Annotated in this window: 25 protein-coding genes, 1 tRNA gene and 1 pseudogene; 13 read left to right on the forward strand and 14 right to left on the reverse strand. The window is 72.5% G+C overall.

The window, feature by feature from the left end; genetic code table 11:
- Window positions 1-86: 86 nt before the first annotated feature.
- The 6 genes from ACIRDU_RS12350 to ACIRDU_RS12375 all read right to left on the reverse strand — a co-directional run bounded on the left by ACIRDU_RS12350 (window position 87) and on the right by ACIRDU_RS12375 (window position 5,535).
- Window positions 87-1,766 (reverse strand): long-chain fatty acid--CoA ligase, encoded by a 1,680-nt coding sequence (locus tag ACIRDU_RS12350; protein WP_403577659.1) that lies wholly within the window; start codon window positions 1,764-1,766, stop codon window positions 87-89.
- A 125-nt stretch (window positions 1,767-1,891) separates the two neighbouring features.
- Window positions 1,892-2,452: a SigE family RNA polymerase sigma factor gene (locus tag ACIRDU_RS12355; RefSeq protein ID WP_403577662.1), complete on the reverse strand. Its 561-nt coding sequence runs from the start codon at window positions 2,450-2,452 to the stop codon at window positions 1,892-1,894.
- A gap of 133 nt (window positions 2,453-2,585) precedes the next feature.
- The gene (locus tag ACIRDU_RS12360; protein WP_403577664.1) at window positions 2,586-3,758 is read right to left on the reverse strand and encodes a lipid-transfer protein; all 1,173 of its coding nucleotides are present in this window, start codon (window positions 3,756-3,758) and stop codon (window positions 2,586-2,588) included.
- Window positions 3,755-4,138, reverse strand: a complete 384-nt coding sequence (locus ACIRDU_RS12365; protein WP_403577667.1) for a MaoC family dehydratase — start codon at window positions 4,136-4,138, stop codon at window positions 3,755-3,757. The genes ACIRDU_RS12360 and ACIRDU_RS12365 overlap by 4 nt, the downstream gene beginning before the upstream one ends.
- A complete protein-coding gene (locus tag ACIRDU_RS12370; RefSeq protein ID WP_403577669.1) occupies window positions 4,135-5,049 on the reverse strand; it encodes a bifunctional MaoC family dehydratase N-terminal/OB-fold nucleic acid binding domain-containing protein in 915 nt (304 codons plus the stop codon). Before ACIRDU_RS12370 ends, ACIRDU_RS12365 begins: the two co-directional genes overlap by 4 nt.
- 159 nt (window positions 5,050-5,208) lie before the next feature.
- Window positions 5,209-5,535 carry a hypothetical protein gene (locus tag ACIRDU_RS12375; RefSeq protein WP_403577672.1) on the reverse strand — a complete coding sequence of 109 codons (327 nt, stop codon included), beginning with the start codon at window positions 5,533-5,535 and terminating at the stop codon, window positions 5,209-5,211.
- 369 nt (window positions 5,536-5,904) lie between these two features.
- Between ACIRDU_RS12375 and ACIRDU_RS12380 the strand changes: the two genes are divergently transcribed.
- The 4 genes from ACIRDU_RS12380 (at window position 5,905) to ACIRDU_RS12395 (ending at window position 8,455) form a co-directional block, all read left to right on the forward strand.
- On the forward strand, window positions 5,905-6,771 hold the full coding sequence (locus ACIRDU_RS12380; RefSeq protein ID WP_403577675.1) for a bifunctional DNA primase/polymerase: 867 nt from the start codon (window positions 5,905-5,907) through the stop codon (window positions 6,769-6,771).
- A 43-nt stretch (window positions 6,772-6,814) separates the two neighbouring features.
- Complete coding sequence (locus ACIRDU_RS12385; RefSeq protein ID WP_403577677.1) at window positions 6,815-7,279, forward strand: hypothetical protein; 465 nt, start codon at window positions 6,815-6,817, stop codon at window positions 7,277-7,279.
- A gap of 9 nt (window positions 7,280-7,288) precedes the next feature.
- Complete coding sequence (locus ACIRDU_RS12390; RefSeq protein ID WP_403577679.1) at window positions 7,289-7,819, forward strand: DinB family protein; 531 nt, start codon at window positions 7,289-7,291, stop codon at window positions 7,817-7,819.
- Between the two features lie 63 nt (window positions 7,820-7,882).
- Window positions 7,883-8,455, forward strand: a complete 573-nt coding sequence (locus ACIRDU_RS12395; RefSeq protein WP_403577681.1) for a GNAT family N-acetyltransferase — start codon at window positions 7,883-7,885, stop codon at window positions 8,453-8,455.
- Between the two features lie 167 nt (window positions 8,456-8,622).
- On the opposite strand, the gene ACIRDU_RS12400 is transcribed toward ACIRDU_RS12395, so the two are convergent.
- Window positions 8,623-12,735 carry an AAA family ATPase gene (locus ACIRDU_RS12400; RefSeq protein WP_403577684.1) on the reverse strand — a complete coding sequence of 1,371 codons (4,113 nt, stop codon included), beginning with the start codon at window positions 12,733-12,735 and terminating at the stop codon, window positions 8,623-8,625.
- 394 nt (window positions 12,736-13,129) lie between these two features.
- On the opposite strand from ACIRDU_RS12400, the gene ACIRDU_RS12405 reads away from it, so the two are divergent.
- From ACIRDU_RS12405 to ACIRDU_RS12415, 3 genes are all read left to right on the forward strand, one after another.
- Entirely contained in the window at window positions 13,130-13,597 is a 468-nt protein-coding gene (locus tag ACIRDU_RS12405; protein ID WP_403577687.1) for a hypothetical protein, read from the forward strand.
- Between the two features lie 88 nt (window positions 13,598-13,685).
- Window positions 13,686-13,898: a ferredoxin gene (locus tag ACIRDU_RS12410; RefSeq protein WP_403577689.1), complete on the forward strand. Its 213-nt coding sequence runs from the start codon at window positions 13,686-13,688 to the stop codon at window positions 13,896-13,898.
- A 9-nt stretch (window positions 13,899-13,907) separates the two neighbouring features.
- Window positions 13,908-14,669 (forward strand): PIG-L deacetylase family protein, encoded by a 762-nt coding sequence (locus ACIRDU_RS12415; protein ID WP_403577692.1) that lies wholly within the window; start codon window positions 13,908-13,910, stop codon window positions 14,667-14,669.
- On the opposite strand, the gene ACIRDU_RS12420 is transcribed toward ACIRDU_RS12415, so the two are convergent.
- Together ACIRDU_RS12420 and ACIRDU_RS12425 are read right to left on the reverse strand one after the other, a co-directional pair.
- Entirely contained in the window at window positions 14,664-15,434 is a 771-nt protein-coding gene (locus ACIRDU_RS12420; RefSeq protein WP_403577695.1) for a glycosyltransferase family 2 protein, read from the reverse strand. The genes ACIRDU_RS12415 and ACIRDU_RS12420 overlap by 6 nt on opposite strands.
- A 40-nt stretch (window positions 15,435-15,474) precedes the next feature.
- On the reverse strand, window positions 15,475-15,855 hold the full coding sequence (locus tag ACIRDU_RS12425; RefSeq protein WP_403577697.1) for a hypothetical protein: 381 nt from the start codon (window positions 15,853-15,855) through the stop codon (window positions 15,475-15,477).
- A gap of 179 nt (window positions 15,856-16,034) precedes the next feature.
- Here ACIRDU_RS12425 and ACIRDU_RS12430 point away from each other — a divergent pair, with 179 nt between their 5' ends.
- Window positions 16,035-16,391, forward strand: a complete 357-nt coding sequence (locus ACIRDU_RS12430) for a DUF6086 family protein (RefSeq protein ID WP_403577700.1) — start codon at window positions 16,035-16,037, stop codon at window positions 16,389-16,391.
- Between the two features lie 158 nt (window positions 16,392-16,549).
- On the opposite strand, the gene ACIRDU_RS12435 is transcribed toward ACIRDU_RS12430, so the two are convergent.
- Together ACIRDU_RS12435 and ACIRDU_RS12440 are read right to left on the reverse strand one after the other, a co-directional pair.
- Window positions 16,550-16,636 (reverse strand) — tRNA-Ser (locus ACIRDU_RS12435).
- 63 nt (window positions 16,637-16,699) lie between these two features.
- The gene (locus tag ACIRDU_RS12440; RefSeq protein WP_403577702.1) at window positions 16,700-18,127 is read right to left on the reverse strand and encodes a S1C family serine protease; all 1,428 of its coding nucleotides are present in this window, start codon (window positions 18,125-18,127) and stop codon (window positions 16,700-16,702) included.
- 288 nt (window positions 18,128-18,415) lie between these two features.
- On the opposite strand from ACIRDU_RS12440, the gene ACIRDU_RS12445 reads away from it, so the two are divergent.
- The 3 genes from ACIRDU_RS12445 to ACIRDU_RS12455 all read left to right on the forward strand — a co-directional run bounded on the left by ACIRDU_RS12445 (window position 18,416) and on the right by ACIRDU_RS12455 (window position 21,128).
- Window positions 18,416-19,243, forward strand: a complete 828-nt coding sequence (locus ACIRDU_RS12445) for a glycerophosphodiester phosphodiesterase (RefSeq protein ID WP_403577705.1) — start codon at window positions 18,416-18,418, stop codon at window positions 19,241-19,243.
- A 147-nt stretch (window positions 19,244-19,390) separates the two neighbouring features.
- Complete coding sequence (locus ACIRDU_RS12450) at window positions 19,391-20,029, forward strand: ATP-binding protein (protein ID WP_403577708.1); 639 nt, start codon at window positions 19,391-19,393, stop codon at window positions 20,027-20,029.
- Between the two features lie 109 nt (window positions 20,030-20,138).
- Entirely contained in the window at window positions 20,139-21,128 is a 990-nt protein-coding gene (locus ACIRDU_RS12455) for a DUF5926 family protein (RefSeq protein WP_403577710.1), read from the forward strand.
- Between the two features lie 233 nt (window positions 21,129-21,361).
- On the opposite strand, the gene ACIRDU_RS12460 is transcribed toward ACIRDU_RS12455, so the two are convergent.
- Window positions 21,362-21,994, reverse strand: a complete 633-nt coding sequence (locus tag ACIRDU_RS12460; protein WP_403577713.1) for a hypothetical protein — start codon at window positions 21,992-21,994, stop codon at window positions 21,362-21,364.
- A 55-nt stretch (window positions 21,995-22,049) separates the two neighbouring features.
- Window positions 22,050-22,715 (reverse strand): bifunctional DNA primase/polymerase, encoded by a 666-nt coding sequence (locus ACIRDU_RS12465; RefSeq protein ID WP_403577716.1) that lies wholly within the window; start codon window positions 22,713-22,715, stop codon window positions 22,050-22,052.
- 504 nt (window positions 22,716-23,219) lie between these two features.
- On the opposite strand from ACIRDU_RS12465, the gene ACIRDU_RS12470 reads away from it, so the two are divergent.
- Window positions 23,220-24,734 carry a PP2C family protein-serine/threonine phosphatase gene (locus ACIRDU_RS12470; RefSeq protein ID WP_403577718.1) on the forward strand — a complete coding sequence of 505 codons (1,515 nt, stop codon included), beginning with the start codon at window positions 23,220-23,222 and terminating at the stop codon, window positions 24,732-24,734.
- Window positions 24,735-24,816: 82 nt separating this feature from the next.
- Window positions 24,817-26,274, forward strand: coding sequence for an aminopeptidase P family protein (locus ACIRDU_RS12475; RefSeq protein ID WP_403577720.1), 1,458 nt, complete (start codon window positions 24,817-24,819; stop codon window positions 26,272-26,274).
- Window positions 26,275-26,360: 86 nt separating this feature from the next.
- Here ACIRDU_RS12475 and ACIRDU_RS12480 read toward each other — a convergent pair.
- A pseudogene (locus ACIRDU_RS12480) lies at window positions 26,361-26,601 on the reverse strand (2-(5'-triphosphoribosyl)-3'-dephospho CoA synthase); the annotation flags it as partial.
- Between the last annotated feature and the right edge of the window lie 174 nt (window positions 26,602-26,775).

Here is a 26,775-nt window from a genome sequence, read left to right on the forward strand (position 1 = left end):
TCGGCCGTGCCCGGCACCGGCGCATGCTGCACGCGGGTACGAAGGAGCCCCCGGCCGCAGCCAGGGGCTCACCACGGGTCGGCCGGTCAGCCGAGGGACGTGACGTCCAGCTCCCCCTCCGCGTACTGCCTGCGCAGCACCTTCTTGTCGAACTTTCCGACGCTCGTCTTCGGGACCGACTCGATGATCGTCCAGCGTTCGGGCAGCTGCCACTTGGCGATCTTGCCCTCGTCGGCGAGGAAGCCGCGCAGGGTCTCGAAGGTGGCGGTGGAGCCCTCCTTGAGGACGACCGTGGCCAGGGGGCGCTCGCCCCACTTGTCGTCGGGGACTGCGACGACGGCCGCCTCGGCGACGTCCGGGTGGGACATCAGCGCGTTCTCCAGCTCCACCGACGAGATCCACTCGCCGCCGGACTTGATGACGTCCTTGGCCCGGTCGGTGAGGGTGAGGTAGCCGTCGGCGGAGATGGTGCCGACGTCGCCCGTCTTGAGCCAGCCGTCCTCGCTGAACTTGTCGGCCGGGCGGAGGGGTTCGGCGTCGGGGCCGTTGTAGTAGGCGCCCGCGATCCAGGGGCCGCGCACCTCCAGCTCGCCGGCGGACTCGCCGTCCCAGGGGAGTCGTTCGCCGCCGGGGCCGGTCAGGCGGGCCTCGACGCCGGCCGGGAAGCGGCCCTGGGTGAGGCGGTAGGCGAACTCCTCCTCCGTGCCGGCCACACCGGCCGGCGGACGGGCGATCGTGCCCAGCGGGGACGTCTCCGTCATGCCCCAGGCGTGGCAGACCCGCATGCCCAGCTTGTCGAAGGCCTCCATCAGCGAGGGTGGGCAGGCCGAGCCGCCGATGGTGACCTGGCCGAGGGAGGAGACGTCACGGGGGTTGGCCGTCAGCTCGGCGAGCAGGCCCTGCCAGATGGTCGGGACGGCGGCGGCGTGGGTCGGCTTCTCGCCCTCGATCATCGCGGCGAGCGGGGCCGGCTGGAGGAAGCGGTCCGGCATCAGCATGTTCACGCCGGTCATGAAGGTCGCGTGCGGCAGGCCCCAGGCGTTCACGTGGAACTGGGGCACCACGACCAGGGAGGTGTCCTGGTCGGTGAGACCCATCGACTGGGCCATGTTGACCTGCATGGAGTGCAGATAGATGGAGCGGTGGCTGTAGACCACGCCCTTGGGGTCGCCGGTGGTGCCGGAGGTGTAGCACATGGCGGCGGCCTGGCGTTCGTCCAGCTCGGGCCAGTCGTACGAGGTCGGCTTGCCGGCGATCAGGTCCTCGTACTCGTGGACGCGGACGGCCGCGTCGGCGAGGAGCGAGCGGTCTCCGGGGCCCGTGACGACCACGTGCTCGACCGGCTTCAGGTGCGGCAGCAACGGGGCGAGCAGCGGGAGCAGCGAACCGTTGGCGATGATCACGCGGTCGGCGGCGTGGTTGACGATCCAGGCCAGTTGCTCGGGCGGGAGGCGGAGGTTCAGGGTGTGGAGGACCGCGCCCATGGACGGGATCGCGAAGTAGGCCTCGACATGTTCCGCGTTGTTCCAGGCGAGGGTCGCGACGCGCTCGTCGCCGGTGACGCCGAGGTCCTCCCTCAGCGCGTGGGCCAGCTGGGCCGCGCGGGCGCCGATCTCCGCGAAGGAGCGGCGGTGCGGCTCGTCCTCACCGGTCCAGGTGGTCACCTGCGATGTCCCGTGGATCGTCGACCCGTGGGTCAGGATCCTCGAGATCAAAAGCGGTACGTCCTGCATGGTGCTCAGCACGGCGTCCTCCCGGGGCGACATTGCCTGCGCGGTGTAAAGGTTGCGCTGATTCTGCGCACATACCGCGCGGTATGTCACTAGGACCGGGCGATCGATCAGATCACGCCATGCCGGAGGGACAGCTCACAGTCGGGCGGAGCACCGCCTCACTGGCGGACAAGTCCCAGCTCAGCGTCCTCGCGGAGCTTGCCGAGCGCCCGGGAGACGGCCGACTTCACCGTACCCACCGAAACGCCGAGCACCTCGGCCGTCTGGACCTCGCTGAGGTCCTCGTAGTACCTGAGGACCACCATCGCCCGCTGCCGCGCGGGCAGCCGCATGATCGCCCGCCACATCGCGTCGCGCAGCGCCTGGTGCTCGGCCGGGTCGTCGCCGGCGGCCACCGGGTCCGGCTCGGGCAGCTCGTCGCAGGCGAACTCGTCGACCTTGCGCTTGCGCCACTGCGAGGTCCGGGTGTTCAGCAGCGCCCGGCGCACGTAGCCGTCCAGGGCGCGGTGGTCCTCGATGCGCTCCCAGGCGACGTACGTCTTGGCGAGGGCGGTCTGCAGCAGGTCCTCCGCGTCGCTCGGGTTGCCGGTGAGCGAGCGGGCGGTACGCAGCAGCACCGGCTGGCGGGCCCTGACGTACGACGAGAACGACGGGTACGGAAGGGTCTGCGCCGCTGGTCCGGCCGCCTTCGAAGCGCTCGTGCAGACGAGTGTGGTCATGGCTCAACGCTATGAGCCACGGCACGGTGAGCGGATCGGCCGCAGGTCCCGAAGCGGGGTCCCCCTCAGGTTGTAGGGGTGGGGCCGGCTGCACCTCCTGTAGGTGGAGCGCGTGGCCCGCGGTACTGCGGGTTCACCCCTGCGGGTCGGCGGTCAGGACGAGTCCCGACGTGGGCACGCCCGTCCCCGCCGTCACCAGGACCCGCTCCGCTCCCGGTACCGGGTTCGCCGCCGTGCCCCTGATCTGCCGGACGGCCTCGGCGATGCCGTTCATGCCGTGCAGGTACGCCTCCCCGAGCTGCCCGCCGTGCGTGTTGAGGGGCAGGCGGTCCTCGGCCACGAAGTCCGCCGCCTCACCCGGGCCGCAGAAACCGAACTCCTCCAGCTGCGTCAGCACGAACGGCGTGAAGTGGTCGTAGAGGATCCCCACGTCGATGTCGGCCGGCGCGAGCCCCGACGTGCGCCACAGCTGCCGGGCCACGACCGCCGACTCGGGCAGGCCGGTCAGGTCGCCGCGGTAGAAGCCGGTCATCTGCTCCTGGGCGCGTCCGGCGCCCTGGGCGGCCGCGGCGATCACGGCGGGCGGGTGGGGCAGGTCGCGGGCCCGTTCGACGGAGGTGACGACGAGGGCCTGCCCGCCGTCCGTCTCCTGGCAGCAGTCCAGCAGCCGCAGCGGTTCTACGATCCAGCGCGAGGCGGCGTGGTCGGCGAGGGTGATGGGCCGGCCGTGGAAGTACGCGGCCGGGTTGGTCGCCGCGTGCTTGCGGTCGACGACGGCCACGTGCCCGAACGCCTCCGGCGTCAGTCCGTAGGTGTGGAGGTAGCGCTGGGCCGCCATGGCCACCCAGGAGGCCGGGGTGAGCAGGCCGAACGGCAGCGACCAGCCGAGGGCCGCGCCCTCCGCCGACGGCTCCCGGTGCCGCACCCCGGAGCCGAAGCGGCGGCCCGAGCGCTCGTTGAAGGCCCGGTAACAGACGACCACGTCGGCCACGCCCGCGGCGATCGCCAGGGCGGCCTGCTGGACGGTGGCGCAGGCCGCGCCGCCGCCGTAGTGGATCCGGGAGAAGAAGGAGAGTTCCCCGATGCCCGCGGCCTGAGCGACGGTGATCTCGGGGCTGGTGTCCATGGTGAAGGTGACCATCCCGTCGACGTCGGCCGGTGTCAGCCCCGCGTCCGCGAGGGCCGCGTGCACCGCCTGGACGGCCAGGCGCAGTTCGCTGCGGCCCGAGTCCTTGGTGAACTCGGTGGCCCCGACGCCGACGACGGCCGCGCGCCCGCCGAGCGTGTCCCGCCCTCGCAGACTCATGCCGGGGCCCTCACCGTCACCGTGCCCGTGACGTGCGTGCCGAGGCCGTTCGCGCCGACGACCCGGACCGTCGCGGTGTCGCCGTCGACCTCCTCCACCGTGCCGGTCAGCACCATCGTGTCGCCGGGGTGGTTGGGCGCGCCGAGCCGGATGGCGACCCGGCGCAGCACGGCCCGGGGGCCGAAGTGGTCGGTGATGTAGCGGCCGACCAGGCCGTTGGTCGTCAGGATGTTCATGAAGATGTCGGGGGAGCCCTTCCGCCGGGCGAGGTCCGGGTCGTGGTGGACGTCCTGGTAGTCGCGGGAGGCGATCGCCCCGGCGACGATCAGGGTGCGGGTGATGGGGATCTCCAGCGGCGGGAGGCGGTCGCCGACGTTCACGGCGTCACCCCCTGGAAGACGGGCAGCACCAGCTCGTCGTCGTACCGCCGGAACTCCAGCCGCACCGGCATGCCGATCCGCACCGTGTCGTACGGCACCCCCACCACGTTGCTGACGATCCGCACCCCCTCCGCGAGCTCGATCAGGCCGACCGCGTAGGGGGGCTCGAAGGCCGGGAAGGGCGGGTGGTGCATGACGACGTACGAGTGGACCGTGCCCTCGCCGCTCGCCTCGACGGTGTCCCAGTCCGGGGAGCCGCAGCCGTTGCAGCCCGGCAGCCAGGGGAAACGCAGGGCGGTGCAGGCGGTGCAGCGCTGGATGAGGAGCTCATGGCGGGCCACGCCCTCCCAGAAGCCGGCGTTGTCGCGGTTGACGACGGGGCGGGGGCGGCGTTCCGCCGGTGTCGGAGGCCGGTGCGCGGGGGCGTACTTGAGGATGCAGAAGCGGTGGGTGCCGGCGGGTGCGCCGCCCGCGCGGATGTCCGTACGGGTCGTGACGAAGTATCCCGCTCCGAGCTTCGTGGTCTTGCGGCCGGACACCGACTCGATCACCGAGTCGAAGGTGATCTCGTCACCCGGGCGCAGGGGGCGCAGGTACTCCTGCTCGCAGTCGGTGGCGACGACCGCGTCGTGGCCCGACTCGTCGAGCAGGGTGAGGAGTTCGTCGTACGCGGCCGTGCGTTCCGGGCGGCGGTGGAGGCCGGCCATGGTCCACGCCTGGAGCATCGTGGGGGGAGCGATGGCGTCCGGTCCCGTGTACGCGGGACTGGTGTCGCCCATGGCCTCGCACCAGTGTCTGATCATCGGCTCGTTGACGGGGTCCCGGCCGACCCCGGTGGCGGCGGCCGGGAGGCCCTCGTAGGCCTTCAGGCGCGCCTCGAACTCCTCGTGGACCTCCGGCTCACCGCTCACAGTTTCTGACTGTCCGTCAGATACAGTGCCCCGTCAAGACCCCGCGGACGCGAGAACGCCTGCGCGGCGGCACCGGAGTACCGCCGCTCAGACGCTTGTCACCCACGAAGCACACCCCCACGCCACCCGGGCCGGTGCCGGCGCACCGGCCCGCTCAGCTCACCACCACAGCGGGGAGAAGCTGACGGCGGTGTTGCCGTTGCCCTGGTTGACGGCGGTGGGCTCCGAGCCGTTGACCTGGGCGGTGTTGCTCTGGTTCGAGGCGCCGTCGCCGACGGCCTGCTGCTGGGTGGTGGCCGCGTTGCCGAAGTTGTCGCCGCCGACGCCGCTGCCGAGGAGGCCCTGCTCGGCCTCCTTGACGGACGCGACGGATCCGTTGTCCGCGAAGGCGCCGTTGTCCGCCGTCGCGACACCGGTGAAGAGGGCGACTGCGAGCGGAAGGGCGGAGACGGCCGCGATGACGCGGGCGGTACGGATGCTTGCCATGTTTCTTGTCCCTCCAGGGCTTTCGGAACCGAGGACGCACCGGCTCCTGGCCGGTCGTGTGTGAACCACTGCTGTGACCAGGGAAGTCGGCCGACCGCCCCGGTGCCGTGCTCGACGTCGCGAATCCAGAGTTGCCCACCGAATCCCCGGCGAACCACACCGGAAGCCGCTATTCGCACGCAAGCGTGAGGACACGTCGATAAACCCCAATGCGTCACTTCTGTACCGGACTGGAGCGGAAGGGGGCGCTCGAACCCGGGTACCGCAAGGGACGAAGCGTTCCCGCACTTTCCGGCCGGTATCGGGCCACCCGGCGCGTCGCAACCGTTCCCCCTTTCCTTTTTCGAACGTACGTACGAAACTAGAGTCATGGCCACCACCGACCGGCAGGCCACGACGCTGGCCCTCGCACACGCCCTGTCAGCCGCCGAACGCGGACTGGCCGTCATCCCCCTGTCCCGCACCAAGCTCCCCGCATTGCGCTCCCCCCACCGCGACGACCCCGCCCCGTCCCTCTGCCACGGGGAGTGCGGCCGCCTCGGGCACGGGGTGTACGACGCCTCCAGCGACCCGGATCGCATCCGCGAGCTGTTCGCCGCCGCGCCCTGGGCGACCGGCTACGGCATCGCCTGCGGGCTGCCGCCGCACCACCTCATCGGCCTCGACCTGGACGTGAAGACCGGCACGGACTCCTCGGCCGCCCTGCGCGAGCTGGCACTGCGGCACCTGTTCACGATCCCGCCGACGGTGGTCGTGGTGACCCCGTCCGGCGGGCGTCACCTGTGGCTGAGCGGCCCGCCCGAGGTGGTCGTCCCCAACTCGGCCGGCCGGCTCGCCCCCGGCATCGACATCCGGGGCGCCGGCGGCTACCTCGTCGGCCCCGGCTCCCGCACGGGCCAGGGTGTCTACGCCGCCGCCCCGGGCACCGCGCACCTGCCCCCCGCACCCTGCCCGCGCTCCCTCCTGCGGCTGCTGCTCCCGCCGCCCCGCGCCGGCCACCCCGCGCCGCCGACGGCCGGCGGACACGGCCAGGGCCTGGTCCAGTTCGTCCTGGCCGCGCACGAGGGGCAGCGCAACACCCGCCTGTTCTGGGCGGCCTGCCGGGCCTACGAGGACGGCATCGGCCCGGCGCTCGTGGCTCCCCTGGTCGACGCGGCTCTCCACACCGGCCTGTCCGAGCGGGAGGCCCGGACGACGATCGCGTCGGCGGCACGGATGACCGGGCACCGGCCGTGAGCAAGGCCCGTACGGCCCCGTCCATGAGCACCGAAAGACCTCCATGCAACAGCACGCCACATCACCGGCCCTGGCGCTCACCCGCCTCGTCCTGGCCTCCGGCCGCTCGGTGGACCTCGCCGACCTGCGGTTCTCGTCGACGTACGGTGACATGCTGGAGGGCTATCCCTGCAAGCCGCTGAACGACCTGCGGATCCGCGGCCTCCTGCACGCGGCCGAACGGTCCCGCCCGGGCACGCCGGTGCATCTCGTCCCGCCGCGGCGCGAGTACCCCGACCAGTACGCGGGCGGCCTCGGGCCGGTCGAGGTGCTGCCCGCGGTGGCGTGCCTCGGCACGTTCCACTCCATGGCCCTGGACCCGGCCCGCGACCCGGTCGCCTACCGCTCGCGCCTGACCGTCGTCTGGTTCCAGTCCACGCCCCGCCTGCCCTCGGGCTGCGACGCGGAGCCCGCGCTGCGGGACCTCGACTGGGCGGCACTGGCCCGGGACGCCCCGGCGCCCCCGTAAGGTCGTCCGATGAGTGCTTCCCGTACGGAACTTCCGCGCTGGCAGTTCGAGTTGACCTGGTCGCTGTTCGAGTACCACCTGGAGCGACTGGAGCCCGAGGACTTCCTCTGGGAGCCCGTGGCGCACTGCTGGACGATGCGCCGGGGCCCCGACGGCACCTGGGTCCCGGACTGGGCGGACACCGAGCCCGACCCGGTCCCCGTCCCCACCCTCGCCTGGGTGAGCTGGCACCTCGGATGGTGGTGGAGCGTCACCCTCGACCACGCCCGGGGCCGCCCGCCCCGCGACCGCGAGGACATCGCCTGGCCCGGTGCGGGCGCCCCGACGGTCGAGTGGCTGCGCGGCCTGCGCACACAGTGGCTGGAGGTCCTGGACGACCTCACCGACCCGGACCTGGACGCCACGGCCCCGTTCCCCTGGCCGAACGACCCCGGGTACACCGTCGCCCACATGGTGGCCTGGGTGAACGCGGAGCTGATGAAGAACGCGACCGAGATCGGCCAGCTGAGGCTGCTGCGGGTGGCGTCCGTCCAGAACTGACGCGATGGACCGTCGACTCCCGCTCCCGGGGCGCGGCCGCCCGGTGCGTGACATCGTGGGGGCATGAGCATCGATGTCCGCCCGGCCACGGACTTCGAGGACGTCCGTGCCGTGCTCGGGCCGAAGTCGCCCCAGGCGAATGTGTGCTGGTGCCTGAGTTACCGGATCCCCTCCGGGCTCAACAACGAACTGCGCGGCCCGGCCCGCGGCGAGTACGTCGCGCAGCTGTGCCGCGCGGATCCGCCCCCGGGTGTGCTCGCCTACGACGGTGACGAACCGGTCGGCTGGGCCGCCGTCGCCCCCCGAGCGGACACCTCCTTCGCCCGCAACCGCAAGATCCCGCACGTCGACGACCTGCCCGTCTGGTCGCTCTGGTGCGTCCGGGTCCGCCCCGGCCACCGCAAGCAGGGCATCTCGCACGCCCTCATCGCCGGCGCCGTCGAGTTCGCCCGGGACCGGGGCGCACCGGCGATCGAGGCGTATCCCCTGGACAACGGCGACGCCAAGGTCGACCTGACGATGGCGTACGCGGGTCTGCGGAAGAACTTCGAACGCGCCGGCTTCGCCCACGCGGCGGACACGACCTCGGTCCTGGCCGGTCACCCCCGGATCCTGATGCGCCTCGACCTGCTCTGAAAAAAGGCCCGACCGCTGGCGACGGGGGATGCACCAGCGGTCGGGCTATGGCCAAGGGTAACAAGCGCTTGCCCACCGCGAGCCGACTGACCGTCAGGAATGCCCTGGTTGTGACTCGTATCACTCAACTGCCGTGACGGCCGGGCCTGTTGTGCGGGACGGCCTCGTCAGCCGTCGCACGGCGGGTCATAGGAGAGCCGGGGCAGGTACTCCCGCCAGGCGTCCTGCGTCAGCACGCCCCGGGTCATCGAGCAGATGCGGCGGACGGCCGTGTCGACGTCGAGATCCCAGAGCCGGATGGTGTCCGCTCCGCTCGACACCCCCAGCATGTGGCTGTTCGGGCTGAACGCCAGGAAGGTACCGGTCTTGGAGTGGGGGCTCATCGACTGGCCGATCGCGGTGGCGTGCGAGGGGTCGGAGACGTTCCACAGCCGGACGGTGCTGTCGTTGCCGCCACTGGCCAGGGTGCGGCCGTCCCGGCTGAACGTCAGCGACACGACCGCCTCCGTGTGGCCCGTGAGCCTCGCCTGCTCGGAGGCCTCGGCGGGGTCCGTGATGTCCCAGAGGCGGACCGAGGTGTCGTCACCGGCGCTGGCCAGCGTGCGGCCGTCGCGGCTGTAGGCGAGGGCGTTGACCGCTCCGAGGTGCCCCCGCAGGGGCGCCCCGATCAAGGTCACCCGGCGGGGGTCGGTCGCGTTCCACAGCCGGATGGTGCCGTCCGCGCTGCCGCTCGCGAGCGTCCGGCCGTCCGGGCTGAACACGAGGTGGTTGACGTAGCCCTTGTGACCGGTGACGGGGGCGCCGAGCCGGCGCGGGCGGGCCGGATCGCCGATGTTCCACAGCTGGATGGTGCGGTCGTCGTAGGCGGTGGCCAGGACCCGCCCGTCCGGGCTGAAGGCCAGCGGGTCGGCGTACCGGATGTGCAGGGGGGCCGGAGAACCGTGACGGACCGGCCGCTCGGGATCGCTGACCTTCCACAGCTCCACCACCCGGTCGCCCGTCACGACCGCGAGGGTGCGGCCGTCCGGGGAGAACTCCAGAGAGCGCACGTCGCCCTTGCCCGGGCGGAACGGCTCGCCCATCCGCACCGGTCTGCCGGGCGTCCGCACGTCCCACAGCCGGATCCGCCCGTCCCGGGCCGCCGTCGCGAGCAGCCGTCCGTCCGGCCGGAACGCTCCGGTCCGGCCGACCATGTCCGATGTCGGCAGCGACCACAGGCGGACCTTGTTGTCGCCCGCCCCGGTGGCGAGGGTGCGCCCGTCGGGACTGAAGCCGAGGGCGTACATCTCCCCGCTGCTGCCCGCGAGGGGCCCGCCGACCTGCGACGGGTACTGCGGATCGCTGACCTTCCACAGGCTCGCGGTGCTGTCCGCGCTGGCCGCGGCGAGCATGTTCCCGTCGGGGCTGAAGGCCACGGACCAGACCGGCCCCGTGTGGCCGGTGAGCGGCGCGCCGATCGCGGCCGGGCGGCCTTCACCGGCCGTGTTCCACAGCCGTACCGTGCCGTCCGCGCTGCCGCTGGCGAGCGTGCGGCCGTCCGGGCTGAAGGCCACGGAGTGCACGGTGGTGGTGTGGCCGGTCAGCGGTTTCCCGGCCGGCTGCGGGCGGCCGGGCTCGGACACGTCCCAGAGCCGGATCGTGCCGTCGTCGCCGCCCGCGGCCAGCGTCCGGCCGTCCGGGCCGAAGGCCACCGAGCGCACGGCGGCCGTGTGCCCGGTCAAGGGCTCGCCCAGGGCCCGGGGCCGGCGGGGGTCGGCCATGTTCCACAGCCGGACGGTGTGATCGTCGCCGGCGGAGGCCAGCGTGCGGCCGTCCGGGCTGAAGGCGATCAGGTAGATCGTGCCGTCGTGGCCGGTCAGAGGCGCGCCGAGCGGCGTCGGGTGCCCGGGGTCGGTGACGTCCCACAGCCGGATCGTGCCGTCGTCGGAAGCGCTGGCCAGCGTCCGGCCGTCCGGGCTGAAGACCGCGCTGCTCACCCAGCTCGTGTGACCGGTGAGGGGCTTGCCGAGGGGTTTGGGGCGCTTGGGGTCGGCGACGTCCCACAGCCGTACGGTCCTGTCGTAGCTGGCGGTGGCCAGGACCCGTCCGTTCGGGCTGAAGGTGGTGAGGTAGACGGCGCCGGTGTGGCCGGTGAGGGGGGTGGCGAGCGGGGCGTTCACGATGGAGATCAGGCGGCTGTTCGCGCCCTTGTCGTCCGGCCGCAGCCCGTGCGCCACCAGGTCCAGCTGCGCGGACAGCGACGGGTCCGTGTCCTGCACGCGGTCGGACTGGGCGAGCACCTGCTCGAAGACGGCTTCGTCCCGCTGCTTCCAGGCGACGACGGCCGACCCGACGGCCAGCACCGCCAGCACCACCAGCGCCGCCACCGCGCCCCGGCTGATCCAGGTGATCCGCTTGCGCAGCCGGACCGAGGCGGCCAGGAACTCCACCGCGCTGCGGGTCAGGAACCTGTCCCCGGCGGACCTCGCCCAGCCGTGGGCCTGCTCCAGCCGGGAGCCGCGGTAGAGCAGCGAGGTGTCGCGGTTCGACTCCTCCCAGGCCCGGCCGTCCTCCTCCAGCCGCTGGCGCAGCAGATTGCCCTGCCGGTCCTCGTCGATCCAGTCGCGCAGCCGCGGCCAGGCATGCAGCAGCGCCTCGTGGGTGATCTCCACGGTCTCCGCGTCGAGCGTCACCAGCCGGGCGCGGACCAGCGCTTCCAGCGACTCCTCGGTCTTGCAGGGGTCGGTCGACTCCTCCGCCAGCTGACGCCGGGTCCCGCGCCGGCGCGTGGCCTGGGTGTCCTCGCCCAGCCGGACCAGGCGGAGCAGGAGCAGCCGGGCCGCCGTGCGCGCGGCGGGGTCGAGGCCGGTCCAGGCCCGCTCGGCGGTCGCCGCCACCGCGCCCTGGATGCCCCCGGCCGCGCGGTAGCCGGCCAGCGTGAGGCGCCCCGCCTTCCTGCGCTGCCAGGTGGCGAGCAGGGCGTGCGAGAGGAGCGGGAGGACGCCGGCGTCGTGCGCCCCGCGCGGACCGTCGGCACTGACCTCCCGGACGATCAGCTCCGCCAGGCCCGGTTCCAGCTCCAGGCCGACGGCCTTGGCCGGACCGGTCACCGCCTCGCGCAGCTCCGCGGTGGTCAGCGGCCCGAGCACCATGTGCCGGTGCTGGAGCGCGTCGGCCAGCTCGGGATACCTCAGGCACCGGTCGTAGAAGTCGGCGCGTATGCCCAGCACCACGATCGCCGGGGCCGGTTCGCCGGGCCCCGCGGGCGAGCAGGCGGCGTGCAGGGCCTCGATGAAGGTGCGCCGGTCCGCCTCGTCGGGGCAGAGGGTGAAGGTCTCCTCGAACTGGTCCACGATGACGACCGGGCGGGCCCCGGAGGGGTCTTCGCGCCGGGCCCAGACGGCGACGGCGGCACGGACGGCGGCGGTGAAGCGGGAGGTGCCGGGTTCCGGTGCCGGCGGGCCGCCGGGCCGCTGAGCCGTGGGTTTCCCGACGGGGGAGGGGACGGGTTCGGCCGCGGAGGAGGTGTCGGATCGGCTCGCCTCCGGCCGGGCCGAGGCTTCCCCGGGCGGGGTCGAGGCCGGGACGACGGCTGCCAGCTCGGGGATGCACCGGCCCAGCTCCGCCAGCGGATCACCACCCGGTACGAGCTGCACGACCTTGCGCGCCCGGCCGTTCCCGTCGCCGTCGCCCAGCGCGCCGTCCCGCAGGGCGGGCACCAGACCGGCGTTCAGCAGCGAGGACTTCCCCGCCCCCGACGCACCCACGAGCATGACCAGGCCGCCCGCCCCCGCGACGGCCCCGAGCTGGGTGACGAGCGCGTCCGTGCTCCGCTCCCGGCCGAAGAACCACCGGGCGTCCTCCCGGCGGTAGGAGGCCAGCCCTCGGTACGGGCACACCCCGCCGGGCGCGGGCGCGGCCTCGTCCGCAGGCCGTTCCTCGGCCGCGGACGCCGCGGCGCGCTCGCCGACCGGGTCGGCCACCGCGCTCTCCCACAGCCGCTGCCACTGGCCGAGGTCGTACAGCCCCGGGGAGACCGGCGTGGGCCGCTCGCGTCGCGCCTCGGGGATCAGCACGTGCAGCACCGCCGCGAGAGCGGGGAACTGGGCGGGTACGTTCCGGGCCCGCCGCCAGTCGCTGATGCGCTGGGCGGACACCCGCACGGGCCGCCCGCGTTCGTCGACCCGCTGGAGCCGGACGACCGCTTCGGAGACCCGCTTGAGAGGAGGGTTGCCGGCTTCCTTGTACAGCAGTGCGAGGCGTTCCGCGAAGGCGGTGCGTGCCCCCGAGTCGGAACTCAAGGTCTCAGCTCCTCACTTCCACGCCTGGACGTCCGGACCGGAAAACTCACCTTATCTGGCTGACCTGCGGCGATACCGTCCGCCAGGTGCCGGAACCTCCTCGTCCACGGCCGGAAATGGCAGGATCCGGATGCATCAGCGCACTCATCCGGTCAGCTTCCGTCCGAACCGGACGACGGTAGCTCCACCGTTCGGTACCGGTCCCCACGAGGGGAGGGACCGGTGCCGGACGACGTGGTGATCCTCCCCAGCGGACCGCGCCCTGCAACCCCGGCGGACCCTGCTCTCCGGCCCTGCTCTCCCACCCTGCTCTCCGACCCTGGATAACTGATGACCCGTCAGCTATGGTCGCCCTGCCGTACCGCTTCCGCAGCGATGTACAGGGGTGAGCGCAGTGGAGTCACGTCCCGAGAGCCCACGACCGCAGGGTGCTCCGCGCTGGGTCGCCATGTTCCACCGGCCGGCCGCGGACTCCTGGCAGACGGCCGCCGAGTCGCCCCACCGCACACCGGTGCTCCACGCCCTCGGCGAGATGACCCAGACCCTGCGCGCGCGGGGCGAAGAGGCGACCGTCGCCCTGTGGGGACCGAAGGACGGCGCGTGGCACCGGTTCGACACCCCGCTGAAGCAGACCGTCGTATCTCAGCCGAATCCTGAGCCCTCCCCCGGCGAGCCGGCCACCCTGGCGGAACGGATGACCGGCCGCCGCCACCAGGTCCTCATCGCCGGCCTGACCAAGGCGGGCCTCTACGACCTCACCCCCGAGGACGACACGACGGTCCGGGCGCTGGTCGATCGGCTCGACGAGGCCGCTGTACGCCGGGTCGCCCACTGGCTGGCGACCGCCGCAGGCGCGCGGTGACCGGACCGGTTCAGGCGGGGGCGCGCTGGGCAGTCAACTCCCGGCGGCCACGAGGACCCGATGCCGTCAGGAGGGGGGACACGAGGGCATGAAGGTCTCCGTAGACCGCGAGCTCTGCTACGGCTCCGCCGAGTGCGTCCACCGGGCCCCGGCGGTGTTCGAGTTCGTCGACGGCCTCGGGGCCGTCCGCCCGGGCCGCGAGCGGACCGGCGACGACCCGGAGATCCTGGAGGCGGCGGAGAAGTGCCCGAGCCAGGCGATCAGCGTCACCGAGGTGCCGCCGTCGCCGAGCCGGCCGTAGCGAGGCCGGATGCCACTGCCGAGCCTGCTCGCGGTCTTCGCCCACCCCGATGACGAGTCCCTGTCGGCGGGCGGTGTCCTCGCCCGCCACGCGTCCACGGGCGCGCGCACGGCGGTCGTCACGGCGACCTGGTCGGCGGACACCCCGCGCGCCGCGGAACTGGCCGAGGCGCTCCACATCCTGGGCGCCGGCAGGCCGCGCATGCTGGGCTACGCCGACTCCCGCGTCCCGCACTCGGCCCCGGGCGGACCGCGCTGGTGCGACGCCCCGCTGGACGAGGCGGTGGGGCAACTGGTGGCACACCTCCGCGACTTCCGGCCGGAGATCGTCGTCACCCACGACGCCTACGGCGGCCTGACCGGCCACGAGGACCATGTGCACACCCACCGCGTGACCGCGCTCGCCGTCCAGGCCGCCGGGCTGGAACGCCTCTACCCGGACGCCGGCGAGCCCTGGCAGCCGAGCGCCCTGTACCTGTCCACTCACCCGCACACGGCGGTCCGGGCATGGGGCGGACACCTGGCCCACGTGGGCAAGACGCTGCGCACGGTCCCGGACGAACGCGTCACCGCCACCGTCGACGTCGCCCCCTGGCTCGACCAGAAGGTCGCGGCGGTCCTGGCACACCGCAGCGAGGTGGCACGGGGAGCCGCGCCCGGCATGATCGCCGCCCTGTCCGAGCGCGAGCGGGAACGCCTGCTCGGCACGGAGTGGTACACCCGCCACGGCCTGGCGCCGACGGCCCCGGCACAGACCGAACTGCTCTCATAGAGCGGCCGGGGCACCCCACCGGAGTTCGGACAACGCCCTGGCCCTGGCCTCGACGACAGCCATCCGCACCTCCCGCTCGGCCCGGTCCGTATGGGCCGCCTGACCGGTCACCTGCCCGTCCCACTTCCGGTACAGCAGGCCCACCTCCCCCGAGAACCAGCCCCGGCTCACCGCGTTCAGCGCCAGCAGCAGACCCGTGTCCTCGGAGGCGGGCAGCGCCATCCACCCGCCCAGGGCGAGCAGCAACTCCCGCCGCACGAACAGCGAGGCGGGATGCACCTGCGCGAGAAAGCCGTTCGCCTTCCAGTGCGCGAGCACGGCACCGCGCTCGATCGGCCCCTGGTCCGGATCGCCCGGGAACCCGACGGTCGACCCGTCGGGCAGGAGGTCGAGCACCCGCGACGTCGCCCACCCGAGGCCCGGATCCCCCTCCAGTACGGCCAGATCCCGCGCGAGCGCGCCCGGCGCCAGCTGGTCGTCGGCGTCCAGGACCTTCACGTACGCCCCGTCGCCGTGCGCCAACGCCATGGTCCGCGCGACACCGGGCCCCCCGGCCCGCCCCTGCCGGAACGTCACCCGGGCGTCCCCCGGCACATACGGCCTGACGTCCTCGCTCTCCCCGTCCTCCTGCACGACCCAGTGCCACTCCCAGCCCTCGGGAAGCCGCTGCGCGCACAACGACGCGTAGGCCTCCGGCAGGAACCGGGCATGAGGACCGTGCACAGCGGTGACGACGACGATGCGCCGGCTCACGACGTCGTTCACCCACCCTTCTCCGACCAGCACGCCCCGGTGATCGTAATGCTCAGCGCGTACCCGGCTCGCCGCCCAGCTCCAGGACGAGGTGATAGCCGCCGGCCAGATCGACACCGGTCCGCTCACGGAGCAGTTTGACTGCGGCGATCTGCTGACCGTCGTCGAGCAGCGCGGTCAGCTCCCCCACCAGCGCGGCGTCGAGTCGGCGCAGGGCAGCCAGCGCCTGGGCGTTGCTCGTGGGCAGCGCGTGCCCGTCGGCCAGCATCTGCACGGCCTCCCGGGCCGGGCCCCGCTTGAGCCAGGAGCCCCTGCGCAATCTCCGCACGGCCTTGCCCGTACGGCCGTCCGCGGCCAGCACCCTCGCCTCGTCCTGGGCTTCCTGCCCGACGGGGGTGATCAGCGCGGCCGTGCGCGCCTTGGTGTTCGTCATGCCACTCCTGTGTCGTGGTGGGGCGGGGGCGCCGCTCGCGAGTGCCGGCCGGAGTAGTGGCGTGCGCGGGGAGCTCCCCTCATCGACTCAGGCAGAGCCAGCGGTGCGGCTTCGGCTATACGGTCGTATGAACTCAAGGCAGCACGCCCGGAGTTCCCCTCGAGTATGGAGATCGCAGATTGAGTCACCCCTACGAACTGGGTGGAGAGACGCTGTGGGACGCGGGTTACCACAGCGGACGGCTCTACCTCTCCCTTGCACGGGGTGCGGCGGAGCTCCTGGAGCTACCGACCGGTCTGACACCGACCTCTCAGGGCAGCTGCGACATCGAGCTGCCGACGTTCCGGGCTTTCGTGCGGGGTCTGTACGGCGCATACTCCTCGGTCGGGAATCCGGTGCTGCGCGGTCTGACGCGCGACCTGCTGATCACCTCCCTCGTCCTCCTGGAACGCGCGGAGGCCCCCATCACGCTGAAGCCCGAACACGAGGAGGTCCTCAGGGAGGAGAGGGCCGTCTTCACGCGTTCCATGGGGTAGGGCATGCGGCTAAAGCTCCGGAGCAGAAGGTTCTTGTGTCCCTGCCGTGCCCGATTGACCGGGAACCGACGAGGAACCACGGTGATCGACAGACAGCGCACATGAAACGGCCCCCGACCGAATGCCCAGGTCGGGGACCGCTTGCGTTGTGCTCAACGCGGAGGCGGTGGGATTTGAACCCACGGTGACATCGCTGCCACGACGGTTTTCAAGACCGTTCCCTTCGGCCGCTCGGGCACGCCTCCCCGCGCCGGCCGTGATCGGCGGCGCGGGGACAAGGGTAACGGGTCGGTGCGGGCGGGTGGGGGTCAGTTGTCGCCGACGCGGGAGCCGAGCGTGACCTCGACCGTGTGCTGCTTGCCGCCGCGCTCGTAGGTGATCGTGACCTTGTCGCCGGGCTGGTGGGTCCAGATCTCACCGATCAGGGTGGGGCCCGAGTCGATCACCCGGTCGTCGAGCTTGATGATGACGTCGCCCGGCTTGAGGCCCGCCTTGGCGGCCGGGCCGCCCGGCTCCACCGGTGACGCGCCGCCCGCGCCCTGGTCGGTGATCTGCGCGCCGTCGGAGCTGTCGTCCAGGGACACGGACGCGCCGATCTTCGCGTACACCGGCTTGCCGTTCTTGATCAGCTCCTGGGCGACGTACTTGGCCTGGTTGATCGGGATGGCGAAGCCCAGGCCGATCGAGCCCGACTGGCCGGTGCCGAAGCCGCCGTTGCCGGTGGACTGGATCGCGGAGTTGATGCCGATGACATTGCCCTGCGCGTCCAGCAGCGGACCGCCCGAGTTGCCCGGGTTGATCGAGGCGTCGGTCTGCAGGGCGCTCATGTACGACGCCTGGCTGCCGCTGCCGTCGCTGGAGGCGACCGGGCGGTTCTTTGCGCTGATGATGCCCGTCGTCACCGTGTCGGACAGACCGAACGGGGCGCCGATCGCGATGGTCGAGTCGCCGACGGCCACCTTGTCCGAGTCGCCGAGGGTGAGCGGCTTCAGGTCGGAGGGGGCGTTCTTCAGCTTGATGACCGCCACGTCGTAGCCCTGCGCGTGACCGACCACCTCGGCGTCGTACTTCTTGCCGCTCGGGAAGGTGGCGGTGAGCTTGCCGCCGTCCACCGCGTCCGCCACCACGTGGTTGTTGGTGACGATGTGGCCCTGCTTGTCGAAGACGAAGCCGGTGCCGGTGCCGCCCTCGCCGCTGGTGCTCTCGGCCTCGATCGTGACCGTGCTCGGCAGCGCCTTGGCGGCGACGCCCGCGGTCGTGCCCGGGTCGCGCTTGACGTCGCCGCCGCTCGCTGAGGCCGAGACCGTCGTCGAGCCGGTGCTCTCGTCGTCGTTCTTCGCCAGCACGTAGCCGAGCCCGCCGCCCATGCCGCCCGCGACCAGCGCGGCGGCCAGGATCGCGGCGATCAGACCGCCACGCCCGCGGCCGGACTTCGGCGCCGGCTGCTGGTACGACGAACCCCAGCCGCCCGGGCCGGATCCGGAACCGCCGTCGCCGTACGGCGCGGTCGGCGGCGGGGGCGGGGGCCAGGACGGGTCGGGGGCGGAGGAGGAGGCGCCGGGTTGGCCGGCGTCACCGGAGGAGCCCTGCCCCTGAGGGGGCTGCCCCTGGGCGTCCTGCCCGTACGGCCCCCGCGGGGCCTGTGCCTGGGGCGCCGGAGCAGCGGGAGCGTCCACCGGCACGGGGGGTGCGGACGGGGCGGGGGGTACCGCGGTGCCCTCGTTCTCGGTGCTCACAGCTTCTCTCCTAGATCCACGGCCGTTTTCCGGGTCGCACTCGATCACGCCTTTTCACGCCGGTCGACGGGTCCGGCGCGATGCAGCGGTGCTTGTCCCTTTGTATGCCGTCAGCTTTTCCCACCGGCCGTCAGAGCACCATAAGCGGTGGCTGTGCGTCCGAGGTCATTCTTTATATAGGTCATTAGCGGCGATAAGGAGTCAATCCCAATGCCTCCGTCCGGACCTGTGCATCCGCCGAGTCCGTCCGACCGGACGCGTACCCGCACTCGGTGGCACCATGACGCGGTGACCCACGCACGACAGCATGTGATTCAGGTCGTCGCCCACCGGGGAGCCTCCGAGGACGCCCCGGAACACACCCTGGCCGCGTACACCAAGGCGATCGAGGACGGCGCGGACGCCCTCGAATGCGATGTGCGCCTCACCGCCGACGGCCACCTGGTGTGCGTGCACGACCGCCGGATCAACCGTACGTCCAACGGCCGCGGCGCGGTCTCCGCGCTGGAGCTCGCCGACCTCGCCGCCCTGGACTTCGGCTCCTGGAAGAGGGGCGAGGCCTGGAGGGGGCGCGACGAGGAGCCCGACTGGGAGCACCGCCCGGAGGACCGCGAGGCGACCTCCGTCCTCACCCTGGAGAGGCTGCTGGAACTCGTCGCCGATGCCGGGCGCCGTGTGGAACTGGCCGTCGAGACCAAGCACCCCACGCGCTGGGCGGGGCAGGTCGAGGACCGGCTGCTGGTCCTGCTGAAGCGGTTCGGCCTCGACGCCCCGGCCGCCGCGGAGGAGTCCCAGGTGCGCGTCATGAGCTTCTCGGCCCGCTCGCTGCACCGCGTGCGTGCCGCCTCGCCGACGCTGCCGACGGTCCATCTGACGCAGTTCCCCTCGCCCCGGCTGCGCGACGGTCGGCTGCCCCCTGGCGTGCGGATCGCGGGCCCGTCCATCCGGATCGTGCGCAACCACCCCACGTACATCGAGCGCCTGAAGCAGGCCGGGCACCAGGTGCACGTGTGGACCGTGAACGAGCCCGAGGACGTGGACCGCTGCGTCGGGCTGGGCGTCGACGCCATCATCACCAACCGTCCGCGCGCGGTGCTGGACCAGCTCGGCCGCTGACCTCTTGCGTCCCACCAGACCCACGCACACCTCTTGACCCCGTGCCATGAAGGACGGGATCCTCCCCTCTCGGCCACACCGATGATTTCCAGCCATGCGATGACAGGGAGTGCTCCGGCGCGTTCGATCCGTATTCACTCGTGGTGAATGCGTCACCGGAGGTCGATTGGCCGGTTTCCGGTACAGGCCAATGGGGCATCCACACCGTGGCGTGGGGCAAAGGAGGTCTCGGGGGTGGCGTTGGTGGTGGCACAGGAGGTGCCCACGTCGTCGAGCATGGCCGTACCCCATGGCCCTGCGGGCGTGGGGGAAGCGAGACACCGGATGCGTACGCAATTGCGCAGAGGTGGAGTCGCGGAATCGGTCATCGACGACGCCGTACTGATCCTTTCCGAACTCTTGAGCAACGCGTGCAAGCACGGCAGACCGCTGGGCGACGCCCTGGCCGGCGAGGGTGACGTCCGTGCCGCGTGGCGCGTGGACCCGGCCGGCCGGCTCATCGTCGAGGTCACGGACGGCGGCGGCCCGACCCGCCCCGCCCCCGCGACCCCGTCGGTCACGGCGCACGGCGGCCGCGGGCTGAACATCATCACCGCGCTCGCCGACGACTGGGGCGTGCGGGACGACATCCGCGGCGAGGTCACCGTGTGGGTCATCGTCCACGACGACGTCCACGACCCGGACGCCGGCCACCGCCGCGACGACTTCGCGACACGCGTCACCGCCCCCGCGGTCTCCCGGATACCCGGACTGGACTTCGCGGACGCCTTCGACGACATGGACTGAGCGCGTACGCCGCGCTGGACCGGGTGTTGTCCACAGGAACCCGTGACCGGGGGCACGAACGGCTAGGCTCGCGACCGTACGAGACGAGCCGTAATCGGGAGACCCAGCGATGGCCAAGAAGCGACCCCAGACGAAGGCCAAGCGCCCGCAGACCACGGGCGGATCCCGCACCGCAGGTGCTGATGGAGACGTTCCGGTCGTCGGCGCTCGCGAGCCCTGCCCCTGCGGCAGCGGCCGCCGCTACAAGGCCTGTCACGGCCGGGCCGCCTCCCACGCCGCGACCGAACTGGTGCACCGCCCCTTCGAGGGCCTGCCCGGCGAGTGCGACTGGGTGGCCCTGCGCGAGCTGGTGCCGGCGGCCACGGTCGAGCTGACCCTCAAGGACGGCCTGCCCGAGGGCGTCCCCGCGGTCACCCTGGCCACGGTCCTGCCGATGGCCTGGCCCGCCTTGCGCCGCGACAACGGCTCGGTCCTGCTCGGCCTGCAGAACGACACCTCCTCGGGCGACATCAGCCGCGATCTCGCCGACACCCTGCAGCGCGCCCTGGAAGCCGAGCCCGGCACGCCCGTCCAGGGCCGCCGCGCCCCGGCCGACAGCCCGCGGCTGCAGGATCTGCTCGACCCCGAGGGCGCGTTCGAGCCAGAAGTGCACAGCGGCTTCGAGTTCTGGGTCCCGGACCCGGAGAACGCCACGCCCGACGTGACCGCCTCCCTGGAGCGGGCCAACTCCGCGGCCATCCCGACCGTCAAGCTCCAGGGCGTGGACGCCGCGTACTGGTGCGAGACGCCGGAGAAGAACCATCTGCGGTGGGTCATGCCGCACGCCGAGGAGCGGCTTCTGGACGCCCTCGCGCGGCTGCACGCCGCGGGCCGCTCCAGCCTCGGCGAGGGCACCCGCCTGGTGGGCTCCTTCCGCGCTCACGGGCTCACGGTGCCGGTGTGGGACCTGCCGAGCGGGGTCAAGGCCGAGGACGTCGAGAAGCCGGCGGCGGAGTTCGCCGAGCGCCTCGCCGCCGCCCTGGCGACGGACGCGCCGCTCACCGCGGACGAGCGCCGCGCCCGCGGCGGCCTCACCAACCGGCAGGTCACGCTCAGCTGACGCCCGCCGCGCGGGTCCGGCCGGCCGGTGGACGGCCGGCCGGACCCGCGCGTCCCTTCACGGATCACAACTCCCGGCGGAGACAAGCCAGTCGGTGACCGGAAAGACGAGATCGAATTTGCGAACCGCCGATCTCTTGTTACCGTTCCTGTAGCCCGGTTGCTGGTGCATCCCCCGTCGCCAGCAACCGGGTCTTTTCGTCTCCGCTTCCGTTCACGGAACGCAGCCGCTCGTCAACTGCCCGTTCTCACGGGCGAGTTGCTCCCCGAGCGCAGCAGCAGCGGCCCCTGCCCGCCCCGCTCGGCGAACTCCGCGACGGCCGTGTACGCCGACAGATTCCCGCGTGCGGGCTCCCGGGGCGTCTCACACGTTCCCGGCTCGTCCCCGGCGTCCACGGCGCACGTCATCCGCACACTCCGGTCGTCCGGACCCATCAGGCTCAGCACGGCGTCCAGCGCCTCGCCGGTCGCATTGCGGTAGTAGGTCCGCGCCCACGTTTCCGCACCCCGCGTCACGACACAGGTCTGCGCCTCGATGCCGTCGGAGGAGGAGAGCTCGGGACCGCAGCGCACGGCGGTCGACAGGCCCTGGCCGAGCAACGGGAGTCCGGGGGCGGCGGAGGGTGCCCCGGGCGCCTTGTCGTCGGCGCGCGGGGAGGGGCGTACGGCACCGGAACCGGACGTACGGACGTCGGCGCCCGCCGCACCCGCAGCCCCCTTGGACCCCGCGGGCCCAGGGGACCCCACGGACCCCGCGGACGCCACCGCCAGCGGCAGTGCGACCGCGCACGCCACCACGACGCCTGCGAGGGCGAGCAGTCTGGTCTTTCCGGAGTCCCGGGAGTGGCCCCGGGCATGACGCCGCATGGTTCCGGAACCTAACGCGCCGGGGCCGGAGCCGGGCTCGGCGCGCCCGACGGCCCTACAACTCGGGCGCGTTCACACCCGTACGAGTGAGGGCTTCCACCACGGCGTCCACCACGGCCTCGACATCGGGCACCCACGGCGAGGCCGAGCCGGGCAGCGGCGCGCGCTCCCAGCGGATCTCGCCCTGGCCCGTCTCGGACGGGGGCAGGGCCAGGTAGCCGCCCTCGCCGTGGAAGCGGAGGGAGCCGGGCACGAAGTCCTTGGCGTAGAGCAGCTCGCCGAGCTGCTCCATGGAGTACGGCTTGACGAGGATCGCCCAGCGGGTGGGGGAGGCGACGACCGGGCCGAGCCGCATGCCCATCCGGTCGAGCGCCTTGAGCGCGCGGGCGGCCGGCAGGGCCGGCAGGGAGACCGCGCAGGGAGCGTGACCGCCGGTGGCCAGGACGATCGGCGCCGTCGGCCGGTTGCCCCACCACCAGCGCACCATGCGTCCGTCGGTGGTGGCCGCGAGGAGGCCGGGGTCGAAGGGGTGCGCGCCGGGCACCGTGCACTCGGGGTCGGGGCAGCTGCAGCGGGAGTGCCCCTGCGGGTCCGCCGCCACGCCCGGGAGTACGGGCCACTGCCATTCCGTCGCGTAGGTCAGGGCCGCGCCGATCAGCTCAGGCTGCCCGTCGCTGCGCTGGGACAGGAGCCTGCGTCGCCTTCCGAGGATCTCGCGCATGAGCGCTCGTTCCTTTCCGTTGCACGCCTGGCAACACCGTGGTCCACATCACATCATGTGTCGATCACTTCACTGTGCGTACCTGTTGGCGCATCACACCCCTGCTTGAAGCAAGGGGAACCCCTATGGGTCGAGCTTTGGGCTGCCTCCGCGGCCGTCCCGCCCATACTGCGTCTGTCGAGTGCACGGGCGTGGCGTAGGGGTGGCGAAGTATGGCGTTTGCCGTCGCGCGTATTTCTCTCCGCCTCCGCCACGGGAGGATGGGGCACGGTCGTCGGTGGATAGGACGCCCGGTTCCGTCACCAGGTTCCGGGTGGTTCCCAACCACCCCTGGCCTTCACCGAGTACGTACCCATCACGACCGTTGTGACGCTCCGTCGAGCAAGCCCAGTCGACCGCAATAAGCCGTCCCCTGAGGCAGTTTTAAGCCAACTTTGCATTTCCGCAAGAGGAAGGGGAGTTGTTCTCTCCGACCTCACGGACACCAGGAATCCCAGCAGGACAATGCTGGACATCTCCTCACGAGTGCGTGTACATGTGGAGACACTGCTAGCGGCGCAGAATGACATGGGGGTTTGCGATGCTTTTGAGCAGTACGTACCGGCTGGAAGGCCGGACGCCATGAACGCTCCGCACCCTCCGAAAGTGGCTGGAATCGATTCAACGGTTCCGGCGCCCGCACACACTGTCGCGCCCGTCGCGGCGGGTTCACCCCCGGCCGCCCCCGCACAGCCCCCGGCTCCTGCCGGCGCGGTGCTCCAGGACCGTCTCGCCGGCTGGGTCTCCGACCTCACCACCCTGCACGAACTCACCGAACGTCTGGCCCGCACGGCCACGCTCGACGAGGCGCTCCTGGAACTGCTCGGGGCCGGTGCCGCCCTGGTGGGCGCCCGGCGCGGCCTCGTCGTCCTGGAACCCGGTGACGGACTCGGCCCGGACACCACCATCGGCCTGGGCCTCGCCCGCGCCGACCTCGGCCACATCGAGACCGTCCCGCGCAGCGCCCTGTCCTACGGCCGGATCCTCGACGGGCTGCCGGGTGGCGAGGGCGGCATCGCCGAACCCGACCTGTTCGCCGAGGAGGGGCTCGATCCGCGCCACCGCGCGGTCGCGGCCCGCCTCGGCTACGCCGCCAGCTACACCCTCCCCCTGACCACCGACCCGGCCGGCCGTCTCGGCGCCGCCGTGTGGCTCTACGACGAGCCCGCCGAACCGGGCGAGCGGCAGCGCCACCTCGCCGGCCTCTACGCGCGGTACGCCGCCGAGCACCTGGCCCGGCTCCTCGAACTGGAGCGCACCCGCGCGTCCATGGCCACGATGTCGGACGAGCTGCTGCCCGCACGGCTGCCCCGGGTCGCCGGTGTCCAGCTCGCCGCCCGGCACCGCACCGGCCCGCGGGGCGGCGGCGACTGGTACGACGCGCTGCCGCTGCCGGACGCCGCCCTCGGTCTCGCCGTCGGATCCGTCACCGGGTCGGGCCCCAGCGCGGTCGCCGCGATGGGGCGGTTGCGGGCGTCGCTGCGCGCGTACGCCGTGATGGAGGGGGAGGACCCGGTCGCCGTCCTGTCCGACCTGGAGCTGCTGCTGCGGCTGACCGAACCGGCCCGCTCGGCCACCGCCCTGTTCGGCTACTGCGAACCGGCCGCGCGCAAGATCACGCTGGCCGGCGCCGGGCACAGCCCGCCCCTGCTGATCGGACAGCGCCGCACGGAGTTCGTCGAGACCTCCGTCTCCGCCCCGCTGGGCATGCTCGCCTGCTGGGAGGCACCGAGCGTGGAGATCCTCGCCGAGCCGGGAGAGACGGTTCTGCTCTACACCGACGGGCTGCTGCACCGCACCGGCGAGGCCACGGACCGCGCCTTCGCCCGGCTGCACGCGGCAGCGGCCGGCGTGCCGCGGGCCCTGCGCGGGGACCCCGGCACGATCGCCGACCACGTCCTGCGCAGCGTGCTGCCGGACGGGCTGGACGCGGCGGACGGTGCGGAGGACGTCGTCCTGCTGGCGGTCCGGTTCGAGTAACGCTCCTCGTCATCGCCCTGGGGCCCCTTCCGCGCCGCCGTACAGTGGACGGTGGTCCAGTGGCGTATCGAGGAGGATGACCGTGGCCGAGGAGCTCACACCGGCGACCCCGGACGAGAGCGAAGAGCCGATCAAGCAGCGGAAGAACGGACTGTACCCGGGCGTGTCCGACGAGCTGGCCGAGAACATGAAGAGCGGCTGGGCCGACACCGAGCTGCGTGACCTCGAGCCCATCCCCCAGGCCGCGGAGACCGCCGCCCGCCGGGCCGCGCTCTCCGCGCGCTTCCCTGGTGAGCGTCTGGTGATCCCCGCGGGCAACCTGAAGACCCGCTCGAACGACACCGAGTACGCCTTCCGGGCCTCCGTCGAGTACGCCTACCTCACCGGCAACCAGACCGAGGACGGCGTCCTCGTCCTGGAGCCCAAGGACGAGGGCCACGAGGCGACCATCTACCTCCTGCCGCGTTCCGACCGGGAGAACGGCGAGTTCTGGCTGGACGGCCAGGGCGAGCTGTGGGTCGGCCGCCGGCACTCCCTCACCGAGGCCGGGCAGCTGTACGGCATCCCCGCCTCCGACGTGCGCGAGCTGGCCGGCGCCCTGCGCGAGGCCACCGGTCCGGTGCGGGTCGTGCGCGGTTACGACGCCGGCATCGAGGCGGCCCTGACCGACAAGGTCACCGCCGAGCGCGACGAGGAGCTGCGTGTCTTCCTCTCCGAGGCGCGCCTGGTCAAGGACGAGTTCGAGATCGGCGAGCTGCAGAAGGCGGTCGACTCGACCGTGCGCGGCTTCGAGGACGTCGTGAAGGTCCTCGACAAGGCCGAGGCGACCTCCGAGCGGTACATCGAGGGCACCTTCTTCCTCCGCGCGCGCGTCGAGGGCAACGACGTCGGCTACGGCACGATCGCCGCGGCCGGGCCGCACGCCTGCACGCTGCACTGGGTGCGCAACGACGGCGCTGTGCGCTCGGGCGAGCTGCTGCTGCTCGACGCGGGTGTGGAGACGCACACGTACTACACGGCCGACGTGACGCGCACGCTGCCGATCAACGGCCGGTTCAGTGAGATCCAGCGCAAGATCTACGACGCCGTGTACGAGGCCCAGGAGGCCGGGATCGCGGCGGTGAAGCCCGGGGCGAAGTACCGCGACTTCCACGACGCCGCGCAGCGGGTCCTGGCCGAGCGGCTCGTCGAGTGGGGCCTGGTCGAGGGGCCCGTGGAGCGGGTGCTGGAACTCGGGCTTCAGCGGCGCTGGACGCTGCACGGGACCGGGCACATGCTGGGCATGGACGTGCACGACTGTGCGGCGGCGCGGGTCGAGACGTACGTCGACGGCACGCTGGAGCCGGGGATGTGCCTCACCGTCGAGCCCGGTCTGTATTTCCAGGCCGACGACCTGACCGTGCCGGAGGAGTACCGGGGCATCGGCGTGCGCATCGAGGACGACATTCTCGTCACCGAGGACGGCAACCGGAATCTCAGTGCGGCGCTGCCTCGGCGTTCTGACGAGGTCGAGGCGTGGATGGCCGCCCTCAAGGGCTGAGTTCCGGATGCGGGTGGGTGGGGGCTGGTCGCGCCCTCGCGGCGGAGCCGCACAGTGACTCAGCCCCGCGCCCCTGAGCGGGCGTCCAGCACCCCGCGCCCGCCCGCCTGGACGTGGCGCAGCCCCGTGTGTTCGGTGGACCGGCCGATCGCGCCGAGTTCCCTACGGAGCCGGGCGGTGGGTTCGCCGGTGCGGCGAGCCGTGGCGGCCATCGCCGTGAGGCCGGGCAGCTGGGCCCGGGCCGACCAGCTGGCCGACCAGGGCGTCGACGGCGGCCCGGGCGAGCGCCTCGTCCTCGGGGTCGTTGCCGTGCTGCGTTCCCGTCATGGCACCGGGACTGTAGGGACGCCCCCCGTCAGGGACATGAGGCCCGGCTGTGTGCCCGCTGTGAAGGAGCCGGGAGCGTCCGACCGGTCGGTCAAGAAACAGCAGGTCAGCGGTAGTTGACGTATGAGATCATGGCCGACCTTGCCGGGCCGACTCGGGGAACGGGCGCGATCA

It is taken from the genome of Streptomyces sp. NPDC093598, assembly GCF_044764825.1.
In the GTDB taxonomy this organism is placed as follows: Bacteria; Actinomycetota; Actinomycetes; order Streptomycetales; family Streptomycetaceae; genus Streptomyces.